Genomic DNA, 12,169 nt, shown 5'->3' on the forward strand with positions numbered 1-12,169 from the left:
AAAACCGGGCGCCCATGGGACGCCCGGTTCGTCGAAACGACGTTCTGGCGAACGCCGCCCGCTCAACGCGGCAACTCGGAGCCGCCCATCAGGTACGCGTCGACCGAGCGCGCGCACTGGCGGCCTTCGCGGATTGCCCAGACGACGAGCGACTGGCCGCGGCGCATATCGCCCGCGGCGAACACCTTGTCGACCGACGTGTAGTACGCACGATCGCCCTCGGTGCCCGCACGCACGTTGCCGCGCGCGTCCTTCGCGACGCCGAACGCCTCGAGCACGGGCGCGACCGGCTGCGTGAAGCCCATCGCGAGCAGCACGAGATCGGCCTTGATCTCGAACTCGGAGTTCGGCACTTCCTGCATCTTGCCGTCGACCCACGCGACGCGCACCGCGATCAGCTTCTCGACCTTGCCGTTCTTGCCCTCGAAACGCTTCGTCGCGACCGCCCAGTCGCGCTCGCAGCCTTCCTCGTGCGACGACGACGTGCGCAGCTTGATCGGCCAGTACGGCCACACGAGCGGCTTGTTCTCCGCCTCGGGCGGCTGCGGCAGCAGTTCGAACTGCGTGATGTGCTTCGCGCCGTGGCGGTTCGACGTGCCGACACAGTCCGAGCCCGTGTCGCCGCCGCCGATCACGACGACGTGCTTGCCCTTCGCGAGCAGTTGATCGGCCACCTTGTCGCCCGCGTTCACGCGGTTCTGCTGCGGCAGGAATTCCATCGCGAAATGGATGCCGGCGAGCTCGCGCCCCGGCACCGGCAAATCGCGCGGCGTCTCCGAGCCGCCCGCGATCACCACCGCGTCGAATTCGTCCTTCAGCGTCTCGGGCGAAATCGTCTCCTTCGCCATGTTGCCGATCGACTCGGGCAGCGGATCGCGGCCGATGAACACGCTCGTGCGGAACGTCACGCCTTCGGCCTCCATCTGGCGCATCCGGCGGTCGATCAGCCACTTCTCGAGCTTGAAGTCGGGAATTCCGTAGCGCAGCAGCCCGCCGATCCGGTCGTTCTTCTCGAACACCGTCACGTCGTGGCCCGCGCGCGCGAGCTGCTGCGCGGCGGCGAGCCCCGCGGGGCCGGAGCCTACCACCGCGACCTTCTTGCCCGTCTTGTGCGCGGCGGGCTGCGGCGCGACCCAGCCTTGCGCCCACGCCTTGTCGATGATCGCGTGCTCGATCGACTTGATGCCGACCGGATCGTCGTTGATCCCGAGCGTGCACGCCGCTTCGCACGGCGCCGGGCAGATGCGGCCCGTGAACTCGGGGAAGTTGTTCGTCGAGTGCAGCACGTCGATCGCCTGCCGCCAGTCCTGGCGATACACGAGATCGTTGAAGTCCGGAATGATGTTGTTGACCGGACAGCCGTTGTTGCAGAACGGAATGCCGCAATCCATGCAGCGCGCGCCCTGGATCTTCGCGTCCTCGTCGGTCAGCGCCGCGACGAATTCCTTGTAGTGCTTCACGCGCGTGAGCGGCGCTTCGTACGCCTCGTGACGGCGCTCGTACTCCAGAAAACCGGTGATCTTGCCCATGAGGTTCTCTTCTGAATCTGTTGAATCGGGTAAGGGGGACCCGCGCCCGCCGGTTCGGGCGGGCGCGTTCGCTATGTCGTCGAGCCGCGTTGCGTCAGGCGGCGAGCACCTCGCCCGCTTTCTTCTTCGCGCCGATCTCGCCGAGCGCGCGCTTGTATTCGTGCGGAAACACCTTCACGAACTGGCGGCGCGCCGCATCCCAGTTTTCGAGCAGCGACTTCGCGCGCGGCGAGCCGGTGAACTGGAAGTGGCGTTCGACGAGCCCCTTGAGCAACGCTTCGTCCGTCGCGCCGGCGTGCCAGAGCGCGGGATCGACCGTGCGCTCCTGCTCGGCCTGCTGCAGCACCGGATCGAGCGCGACCATCGACTTGTTGCACTTCGCGGCGAACGTGCCGTCCGCGTCGTACACATAGGCGACGCCGCCCGACATCCCGGCCGCGAAGTTGCGGCCCGTCTCGCCGAGCACGACGACCGTGCCGCCCGTCATGTATTCGCAGCCGTGATCGCCCGTGCCCTCGACGACCGCCGTCGCGCCCGAGTTGCGCACGCAGAAGCGCTCACCCGCGACGCCGCGGAAGAACGCCTCGCCTTCGAGCGCGCCGTACATCACCGTGTTGCCGCAGATGATGTTCTCCTCGGACTTGCCGCGGAAATCGTTGGTCGGACGGATGATGATCCGGCCGCCCGACAGGCCCTTGCCGACGTAGTCGTTGCCGTCGCCGACGAGGTCGAGCGTCACGCCCTTCGCGAGGAACGCGCCGAAACTCTGGCCCGCCGTGCCCTTCAGCTGGATGTGAACCGCGTCGTCGGCAAGCCCGTCGTGGCCGTGCTTCTTCGCGATCACGCCGGACAGCATCGCGCCGACCGTGCGGTTCACGTTGCGCACCGGCTGGATGAACGACACGTGCTCGCCGTTCTCGATCGCGGCCTTCGCCTTCTCGATCAGCGTGTGGTCGAGCGCGCGCTCGAGGCCGTGTTCCTGCGATTCGACGTGGCGGCGCGCGATGCCTTCGCAGCCTTCCGGCTGGTAGAAGACGCGCGAGAAATCGAGGCCCTTCGCCTTCCAGTGCTCGACGCCGCGGCGCATGTCGAGCAGATCGGCGCGGCCGACGAGATCGTCGAACTTCGCGATGCCGAGCTGCGCCATGATCTCGCGCGCTTCCTCGGCGACGAAGAAGAAGTAGTTGACGACGTGCTCCGGCTGGCCCGAGAACTTCGCGCGCAGCACCGGGTCCTGCGTCGCGACGCCGACTGGGCACGTGTTCAGATGGCACTTGCGCATCATGATGCAGCCTTCGACGACGAGCGGCGCCGTCGCGAAGCCGAATTCGTCCGCGCCGAGCAGCGCGCCGATCACGATGTCGCGGCCCGTCTTCATCTGGCCGTCGGCCTGCACGCGGATGCGCCCGCGCAGGCGGTTCAGCACGAGCGTCTGCTGCGTCTCGGCGAGGCCGAGCTCCCACGGCGTGCCCGCGTGCTTGACCGACGACAGCGGCGAAGCGCCCGTGCCGCCGTCGTGGCCCGCGATCACGACGTGATCGGCCTTCGCCTTCGCGACGCCCGCCGCGACCGTGCCGACGCCCACCTCCGACACGAGCTTCACCGAGATGCTCGCGACCGGATTGACGTTCTTCAGGTCGTGGATCAGTTGCGCGAGATCCTCGATCGAATAGATGTCGTGGTGCGGCGGCGGCGAGATGAGGCCGACGCCCGGCACCGAGTAGCGCAGCTTGCCGATGTATTCGGACACCTTGTGGCCCGGCAGTTGGCCGCCTTCGCCCGGCTTCGCGCCCTGCGCCATCTTGATCTGGATCTGGTCCGCCGACGCCAGATACTCGGCCGTCACGCCGAAGCGGCCCGACGCGACCTGCTTGATCTTCGAGCGCAGCGAATCGCCCTCCTTCAGCGGAATGTCACGCACGATCTCGTCGCCGATCACCGACTTCAACGTGTCGCCGACCTTGATCGGAATGCCGCGCAGCTCGTTGCGATAGCGGTTTTCGTCCTCGCCGCCTTCGCCCGTGTTCGACTTGCCGCCGATCCGGTTCATCGCGATCGCGAGCGTCGTGTGCGCCTCGGTGCTGATCGAGCCGAGCGACATCGCGCCCGTCGCGAAGCGCTTGACGATCTCCTTCGCCGGCTCGACTTCGTCGATCGGGATCGCCTTCGCCGGATCGACCTTGAACTCGAACAGGCCGCGCAGCGTCATGTGGCGCTTCGTCTGATCGTTGATCAGGTGTGCGTATTCCTTGTACGTCTGGTACGAATTGCCGCGCGTCGCATGCTGCAGCTTCGCGATCGAATCGGGCGTCCACATGTGGTCTTCGCCGCGTACGCGGAACGCATACTCGCCGCCCGCGTCGAGCATGTCGGCAAGGACCGGGTTGTCGCCGAACGCGTCGCGATGCAGGCGAATCGCTTCCTCGGCCACTTCGAACAGGCCGATGCCGCCCACCTTCGACGCGGTGCCCTTGAAGTACTTCTCGACGAGATCGGTCGCGAGGCCGAGCGCCTCGAAGATCTGCGCGCCGGTGTACGACATGTAGGTGGAGATGCCCATCTTCGACATCACCTTCTGCAGGCCCTTGCCGACCGCCTTCGTGAAGTTGTAGATCGCCTTCTCCGGCGACAGGTCGCCCGGCAACCCTTGCGCCATCTTCGCGAGCGTTTCCATCGCGAGATACGGATGCACGGCTTCCGCGCCGTAGCCCGCGAGCAGCGCGAAATGGTGCGTCTCGCGCGCGGAGCCCGTCTCGACGACGAGGCCCGTGCTGGTGCGCAGGCCCTGCTGCACGAGGTGCGTGTGGATCGCCGACGTCGCGAGCAGCGCCGGAATCGCCACGTTCTCGGCATCCGTCTTGCGGTCCGACACGATCAGGATGTTGTAGCCCGACTTCACCGCGTCGACCGCCTCCGCGCACAGCGACGCGAGGCGCGCCTCGATGCCTTCCTTGCCCCATGCGACCGGATAGCAGATGTTCAGCTCGTACGCGCTGAACTTGCCGCCCGTGTAGCGATCGATCGAGCGGATCTTCGCGATGTCCTTGAAGTCGAGCACGGGCTGCGACACTTCGAGACGCATCGGCGGGTTGATGTTGTTCGTGTCGAGCAGGTTCGGCTTCGGGCCGATGAACGACACGAGCGACATCACCATGTTCTCGCGGATCGGATCGATCGGCGGGTTCGTGACCTGGGCGAACAGCTGCTTGAAGTAGTGGTAGAGCGTCTTGTTCTTGTTCGACATCACCGCGAGCGGCGAATCGTTGCCCATCGAGCCGACCGCTTCCTCGCCCTGCTGCGCCATCGGCGCCATCAGGAACTTCAGGTCCTCCTGCGTGTAGCCGAACGCCTGCTGGCGATCGAGCAGCGCGGCCGCCGAGCGGCGCTCGGCGGCGACGTCCCCGGCCTCCGGCTCGATCTCGTCGAGCTTGATGCGCACCGCGTCGATCCAGCTCTTGTACGGCTTCGCGTTCGCGAGGTTGTCCTTCAGTTCCTTGTCGTCGATGATCCGGCCGTGCTCCATGTCGATCAGGAACATCTTGCCCGGCTGCAGGCGCCACTTCTTGACGATCTTCGATTCGGGAATCGGCAGCACGCCCGCTTCCGACGCCATGATCACGAGATCGTCGTCGGTGATGATGTAGCGCGCGGGGCGCAGGCCGTTGCGGTCGAGCGTCGCGCCGATCTGGCGGCCGTCGGTGAACGCGATCGCGGCGGGGCCGTCCCACGGCTCCATCATCGCGGCGTGGTATTCGTAGAACGCGCGGCGGTTGTCGTCCATCAGCGTGTGCTGCTCCCACGCCTCCGGAATCATCATCATCACCGCGTGCACGAGCGGGTAGCCCGCCATCACGAGCAGCTCGAGGCAGTTGTCGAACGACGCCGTATCCGACTGGCCGGGATAGATGAGCGGCCAGAGCTTCGGCAGATCGTCGCCGAGCACGTGCGACGCGATCGCGCCGGTGCGCGCGTTCAGCCAGTTGACGTTGCCCTTGACCGTGTTGATCTCGCCGTTGTGCGCGATCATCCGGTACGGGTGCGCGAGCTCCCACGCGGGGAAGGTGTTCGTCGAGAAGCGCTGGTGCACGAGCGCGAGCGCCGATACGACGCGCTCGTCCTGCAGATCTCGGTAGTACACGCCGACCTGGCCCGCGAGCAGCAGGCCCTTGTAGACCACCGTGCGCGCCGACATCGACGGCACGAAGTACTCCTTGCCGTGCTTGAGCTTGAGCGCCTGGATCCGGTGGCTCGCCGTCTTGCGGATCACGTAGAGCTTGCGCTCGAGCGCGTCCGTCACCATCACGTCCTTGCCGCGGCCGATGAAGATCTGGCGGATCACGGGCTCGCTCGCCTTCACCGCGGGCGAGATCGGCATCGCGTGGTCGACCGGCACGTCGCGCCAGCCGAGCACGACCTGGCCTTCCGCCTTCACCGTGCGCTCGAGTTCCTGCTCGCATGCGATCCGCGACGCGCTTTCCTTCGGCAGGAAGATCATCCCGACCCCATATTCACCGGCGGGTGGCAGCGTCACGTCCTGCCTGGCCATCTCCTCGCGATAGAACGCGTCCGGAATCTGGATCAGGATGCCCGCGCCGTCGCCCATCAGCGGATCGGCGCCGACCGCGCCGCGGTGATCGAGATTCTCGAGGATCTTCAGACCCTGCTCGATGATTTCGTGGCTCTTCTTGCCCTTGATGTGCGCGACGAAGCCGACGCCGCAGGCGTCGTGCTCGTTTTGCGGGTCGTACAGACCTTGCGCGGCGGGAAGCGCGCTCTTCGGCTGCTGGTGGTCGATCATGGGGACACCGTCGGAAAGGGGCCTCGCGGCCGTTGAAACCATTTGCTTGTTGCCCGTCGTCCCCCTTCGTGTGGATCGCGACGTGGCCGGCCGGGCAGGAGCGGGTGAGCCTGCGACCGCCGGAATTCGGAATATACGCGACGAATCAAGGGAATAGCAAATAAATCCCAATGATATAACCCCAATTACTAACTTGGTGCACGATCCAGCCAATTTATTAGGGCCGTATCAAAATGGGGCAAAAACAAGCGGCACCCGAGGATGCCGCCTCGCGCCCACCGCCGGCACGCTCACCGCTGGATGGGCGGCGTGCTCTCGCGAACCTTGCGGGGCCGCCCGCGCGGCAACGGCGACACGCGCCGGTTCGCCGTGCGCGCCGCCCATTCGCGGTAAGTCTCGCCGCCCAGCACCCAGCCCTTGAGCGTCGCCTGCTGAAGCTGGTCGGCCTGGCGCTCGTCGAGCGGCTGCTCGCACAGCTCCTTGTACGCGCGCTGCCGCTCGAACGGCGTGTTGCCGAGCGCCCAGTAAAGCGGATGATCGGTGATCAGGCTGTCGACGGTGAGGCCGACGTGGTGCCGATAGCTCGACCAGCGGTACGCATCCGCGCTCGTCACGAGCTGCGCGCGCACGGGGCTCATCTCGACGACGCGGCTCGCGAGCAGGAAGTAGCGTTCGCCCTCGATGACGGTCGCGCGATAGCGCCCTTCCCACAACGTGCCGCGCCGCGAATAGCGCCGGTTGAAATGCGCGACGTAGCGGCGGCCGACGGCCTGCATCGCTTTCGGCAGGCTCGCCTCGTCGCTCGGCGTCACGAGGAGCTGGACCTGGCGCGGCAGCAGCACGTATGCATGCACCGCCAGATGATGATCACGCGCCGCCGCCTTCAGGCAATCGATGAATAATTCGTAATCCTGGTCGTCGACGAACGCCGGTTGCTGATCGAGGCCGCGTAGAATCACGTGCTGCGGCTGATCAGGTACGTAAAGTCGTGCTAGCCGTGCCATGCTGAATGTCCGTTTGATCGCGTTAGGAAATACCCGAAGGCTCGTTTAAGTGCGTCCGCGTCAAAGCCCGCCGCGGTGCGGGAATACGCACGGTCGTGCGAATTCTAGGGAAAACGTTCTAGCTTACAACTCTGTTCTGTTTGAAACACCGTCGTCATAATGAGCACGCCTTTTATCGGAGGAGACAAAGGATGAAACAAAAAATGGCCATTACGGGGGCCGTTGCGCTCGCATTCGCGGCAACCGCGACCGCAGCGCACGCGCAATCCGCAGGCAGCTTCTACGTCACGACCGGCTGGTTCCATCTCGCCCCCCAGGACAGCAGCGATCCGCTCAAGGTCATGAACGTCGGCGGCACGCCGGTCAACCACGAGGTGCCCAACACGGGCGCGGGCATCGACAATGCGGACACCATCGGCCTTGCCGCCGGCTACTTCTTGACGGATCACATCGTCACTGAATTGGTCGCCGGGATCCCGCCAAGGTTCAATCTGAACGGCAAAGGCTCACTCGAACAGTTCGGCGTGCTCGGCCATGCTTACCAATGGAGCCCGGCGGTCCTCCTCAAGTACTACTTCAACGACGCGAAGGCGAAGTTCCGGCCTTACGTCGGCATCGGCGCGTCTTACATCTGGTTCACCGGCGCGAAGATCACCAACAGCGCGTTCGAGCGCGGCGCGCTCGGCGGCCCGACCAGCGTGCAGACCAGCAATCAGTGGGCGCCCGTCATCAATGCAGGCTTCACGTACAACTTCACCGACCACTGGTTCGGCGGGCTGTCGGTGTCGTACATCCCCGTCAGCCTGACGGCCACGCTGACGACGCAGCGCCCGACGCCGATCGGCACGCTCACGCAGACCTCGCAAGCGAAGATCGCGCTGAATCCGATCGTGACCTACCTGAACATCGGCTACCGTTTCTAAGCGTAGTCGAATATTTGGGGAATGGTTAATTCCGCTGCAATTTGTAGCGGAATTTTCTTGAGGTTACGAGGCGGCCGTCGCCTCCTGCTCCGACGGGCTCCCGTCGGAGCGATTTCGTTCGCGCGTGGCGCGCAAAACGCCGATTTCATCCTTCCCGATCGGCAAGGCCCGCGCCAATCATGTCGATTCGGTCCGTGCAAATGAGGTCCACGCCCCAATCCGCGAGTTCGCGCGCCCGCACGGGGTCGTTCACCGTGTACGCGAGAATGCGCAGCCCCGATGCCTTCACGTCACGCACGAGCGCCTCGTTGAATTGCGCGTGATGCGCGTGCAGCGACACGCAACCGAGCCGTCGCGTTTCCTCCTGCCAGCCGGCGGGAATCTCCTCGTACAGCATCCCGCGCGGCAGCGCCGGGGCGGCCTCGCGCGCCGCGCCGAGCGCCGCCGCCGAAAACGACGACAGCAGCGGCGGCACGGCGGCGTCGCGCCAAAGCGCGGCCGCCTGAGCCGCGACGACGCGGCCCGTCTCTTCGTCACGAGCCGGACACGGCTTGATCTCGACGTTCGCCGCGAGGCCGAGCGCAAGGCAGCGCGCCGCCGCCTGCGCGAGCGTCGGCATCCGCTCGCCCGAAAAGCGCGCGTCGTACCACGCGCCGGCGTCGAGCGCCTCGAGCGCCGCATAGCGCATGTCGCACGCGGCGCCCGTGCCGTTCGACGTGCGTTCGACCGTGTCGTCGTGCAGCAGGAACGCAACGCCGTCCGCCGACAGCTTCGCGTCGAATTCGACCATCTTGTGTCCGTAGCGCGCGCCCGCATCGAGCGCGGCGAGCGTGTTCTCCGGCGCCAGCGCGCCGCCGCCGCGGTGCGCGACCACGCGCGGATAAGGCCAGGTTTGCAGGATCGTCATCGCAGTCTCGCTGGAAGCGGTGAATCGGTGGATCGTGAATTCGGCGAATCGACTCAACCGGCGCGCTTGCCCGTCGCCGGATCGAAGAAATGCAGATGTTGCGCGGGCAGCGCGACGGGCAGCGTCTCGCCGCGCGCCGGGCGCATCGCGTGCGGCAGCCGCACCGCGACGTCGTGCACGCCCCAGCGGCCGTGCGCGAGATTGTCCGCGCCGAGCAGCTCGCACGAATCGACGGCGAGCGTCGCGAGCGCCGCGCCTGGCAGCGGCGTCATGTGCTCGGGCCGCACGCCGAGAATCCATTCGCGCCCCGGCGCGATCTCGCGGCCGGCGCCCGCCGCGCCCGCGACCGGCAGCCGTGGACCGTCGGCGATATCGAACGCCGCGCCGTCTTCCGACAGCCGCCCGTGCAGCAGGTTCATCGCCGGCGAGCCGATGAAGCTCGCGACGAACGTCGTCGCCGGCTTCTCGTACACGTCGACGGGCGCGCCGATCTGCTCCGCATAGCCGCGATTCATCACGATCACGCGCTGCGCGAGCGTCATCGCCTCGATCTGGTCGTGCGTCACGTAGACGCTCGTCGTCGCGAGGCGCGCGTGCAGCCGCTGGATTTCGAGGCGCATCTGCACGCGCAGCTTCGCATCGAGATTCGACAGCGGCTCGTCGAACAGGAACACCGACGGCTCGCGCACGATCGCGCGCCCCATCGCGACGCGCTGCCGCTGGCCGCCCGAAAGCTCGCGCGGGCGCCGCGCGAGCAGCGGCCCGAGCTCGAGAATCTGCGCGGCCGCCTGCACGCGCGCGTCGATCAGCGCGCGCTCGACGCCGCGGATCTTCAGCCCGTAGCCCATGTTCTGCGCGACCGTCATGTGCGGATACAGCGCGTAGTTCTGGAACACCATCGCGATGTCGCGATCCTTCGGCTCGAGCGTATTGACGACGCGCCCGCCGATCGCGATCTCGCCTTCCGTCACCGTCTCGAGGCCGGCGATCATCCGCAATAGCGTCGATTTCCCGCAGCCCGACGGCCCGACGAGCACGACGAACTCGCCGTCGGCGATGTCGACGTCGATCCCGTGCAGCACGTACTGCGCGCCGTCGTAACTTTTCCTGACGCCCTTCAAGCTCAGCGCGGCCATGCTTGGACTTCCTCCAGGTTGCGTTTTATTTTTCCGAATCGACGAGACCGCGCACGAACCAGCGCTGCATCGCGAGCACGACGACGAGCGGCGGCAGCATCGCGACGAGCGTCGCCGCCATCACGAGATGCCATTCGGTCGCGGCGTCGCCGCTCGCGATCATCGACTTGATGCCGACGACGGCCGTCGAGAGCGATGCGTCGGTCGTGATCAGGATCGGCCACAGATACTGGTTCCAGCCATAGATGAACGTGATCACGAACAGCGCGGCGATGCTCGTCTTCGACAGCGGCAGCACGACGTCCCAGAAGAAGCGCAGCGGGCCCGCGCCGTCGATGCGCGCCGCGTCGACGAGCTCGTCGGGCAGCGTCATGAAGAACTGCCGGAACAGGAAGGTCGCCGTCGCCGACGCGATGAGGGGCAGCGTGAGGCCCGCGTAGCTGTTCGTCAGATGCAGCGTCGACACCACCTGCACGGTCGGAAAGATCCGCACCTCGACGGGCAGCATCAGCGTGACGAAGATCAGCCAGAACGCGGCGTTGCGCAGCGGAAAGCGGAAATAGACGATCGCGTACGCGGACAGGATCGACACCGAAATCTTGCCCGCCGCGATCACGAGCGCCATCACGACGCTGTTGACGAGCAGCGTGCCGAACGGCGTCGTCATGCCGCCGCTGCCGCGCCGCCAGATCTCGGCGACGTTCTCGAACAGATGCGTGCTCGGCACGAGCGACAGCGGCACCGTGAACACTTCGCGCGCGTTCATCGTCGCCGCGCAGAAGCCGACGTACACGGGAAACACGATGACCGCGATGCCCGCGATCAGCACCGCGTGGCAGAACAGGTCGAAGCCCTTGCGATTCTCGATCATGCGTATTGCACCCTGCGCTCGACGAAACGGAACTGGACGACCGTCAGCGCGACGACGATCACCATCAGCACGACCGATTGCGCGCCCGAGCTGCCGATGTCGAGCCCCTGGAAACCCTCCGCGTAGATCTTGTAGATCAGCGTCTTCGTGCTTTGGCCGGGGCCGCCCGCGGTCGCCGCGTCGATCACCGGGAACGTGTCGAAGAACGCGTAGACGAGATTGACGACGAGCAGGAAAAAGCTCGTCGGCGACAGCAGCGGCAGCGCGATGTGAAAGAAGCGCCGCACGGGGCCCGCGCCGTCGATCGCGGCCGCTTCGATCAGCGAGCGCGGAATCGCCTGCAGCCCCGCATAGAAGAACAGGAAGTTGTAGCTGACCTGCTTCCACACCGACGCGATCACGACGAGCAGCATCGCTTGCCCGCCGTTGAGCGCGTGATTCCAGACGATGCCGAAGCGCGCGAGCGCATACGTGATCACGCCGATGCTCGGATTGAACAGGAACGCCCACAGCACCGCGGCGATCGTCGGCGCGACCGCGTACGGCCAGATAAGGAGCGTGCGGTACGCGCGAGCGCCGCGGATCACGCGATCGGCGCACGCGGCGAGCAACAGCGACGCGACGAGCCCGCAGACGGTCACGCTCGCGCTGAACACGAGCGTCGTCTTGAACGAATCGACGTAGAGCGGATCGCCGAACAACTGCGCGAAATTGGCGAAGCCGACGAACTCGCTCGACGTGCCGAACGCGTCCTGCATTTGCGTCGACTGCCAGAGCGCGACGCCCGCCGGCCACAGGAAGAAGATCGCGGTGATCGCGAGCTGCGGCGCGACGAGCAGGTACGGCAGCGCGCTCGCGCCGAAACGGGAATGAGGTGTCATCGGCAGGATTCCGAACGGACAGACGTCAGACGAATGCCGCCGGGCGGCCGCCGGCGCAACCCGTTCGCTCGGCAAACCGCACGCGCGAACAGGCCGCGCCGGCGAGCACGCGCGCCGGCG

Annotated in this window: 8 protein-coding genes; 1 reads left to right on the top strand and 7 read right to left on the bottom strand. The window is 66.3% G+C overall.

The window, feature by feature from the left end; genetic code table 11:
• Positions 1-62 precede the first annotated feature (62 nt).
• The 3 genes from BTH_RS27545 to BTH_RS27555 all read right to left on the bottom strand — a co-directional run bounded on the left by BTH_RS27545 (position 63) and on the right by BTH_RS27555 (position 7,331).
• Positions 63-1,529, bottom strand: a complete 1,467-nt coding sequence (locus tag BTH_RS27545) for a glutamate synthase subunit beta (protein ID WP_009888490.1) — start codon at positions 1,527-1,529, stop codon at positions 63-65.
• Between the two features lie 94 nt (positions 1,530-1,623).
• Complete coding sequence (locus BTH_RS27550) at positions 1,624-6,327, bottom strand: glutamate synthase-related protein (RefSeq protein ID WP_009888489.1); 4,704 nt, start codon at positions 6,325-6,327, stop codon at positions 1,624-1,626.
• 290 nt (positions 6,328-6,617) lie between these two features.
• The gene (locus BTH_RS27555; protein WP_009888488.1) at positions 6,618-7,331 is read right to left on the bottom strand and encodes a transposase; all 714 of its coding nucleotides are present in this window, start codon (positions 7,329-7,331) and stop codon (positions 6,618-6,620) included.
• Positions 7,332-7,522: 191 nt separating this feature from the next.
• Here BTH_RS27555 and BTH_RS27560 point away from each other — a divergent pair, with 191 nt between their 5' ends.
• Positions 7,523-8,254 (top strand): OmpW/AlkL family protein, encoded by a 732-nt coding sequence (locus BTH_RS27560; protein ID WP_011402559.1) that lies wholly within the window; start codon positions 7,523-7,525, stop codon positions 8,252-8,254.
• Positions 8,255-8,399: 145 nt separating this feature from the next.
• Here BTH_RS27560 and ugpQ read toward each other — a convergent pair whose 3' ends face one another.
• Genes ugpQ through ugpA form a run of 4 tightly spaced genes read right to left on the bottom strand, consistent with a single transcriptional unit; the run spans position 8,400 to position 12,049 of the window.
• Positions 8,400-9,161 carry a glycerophosphodiester phosphodiesterase gene (gene ugpQ, locus BTH_RS27565; RefSeq protein WP_009888486.1) on the bottom strand — a complete coding sequence of 254 codons (762 nt, stop codon included), beginning with the start codon at positions 9,159-9,161 and terminating at the stop codon, positions 8,400-8,402.
• 53 nt (positions 9,162-9,214) lie between these two features.
• A complete protein-coding gene (locus tag BTH_RS27570) occupies positions 9,215-10,297 on the bottom strand; it encodes a sn-glycerol-3-phosphate import ATP-binding protein UgpC (RefSeq protein WP_009888485.1) in 1,083 nt (360 codons plus the stop codon).
• A gap of 25 nt (positions 10,298-10,322) precedes the next feature.
• On the bottom strand, positions 10,323-11,168 hold the full coding sequence (gene ugpE, locus BTH_RS27575; RefSeq protein ID WP_009888484.1) for a sn-glycerol-3-phosphate ABC transporter permease UgpE: 846 nt from the start codon (positions 11,166-11,168) through the stop codon (positions 10,323-10,325).
• Positions 11,165-12,049, bottom strand: a complete 885-nt coding sequence (ugpA, locus tag BTH_RS27580) for a sn-glycerol-3-phosphate ABC transporter permease UgpA (protein WP_009906395.1) — start codon at positions 12,047-12,049, stop codon at positions 11,165-11,167. The genes ugpE and ugpA overlap by 4 nt, the downstream gene beginning before the upstream one ends.
• Positions 12,050-12,169 lie beyond the last annotated feature (120 nt).

Source organism: Burkholderia thailandensis E264, assembly GCF_000012365.1.
In the GTDB taxonomy this organism is placed as follows: Bacteria; Pseudomonadota; Gammaproteobacteria; order Burkholderiales; family Burkholderiaceae; genus Burkholderia; species Burkholderia thailandensis.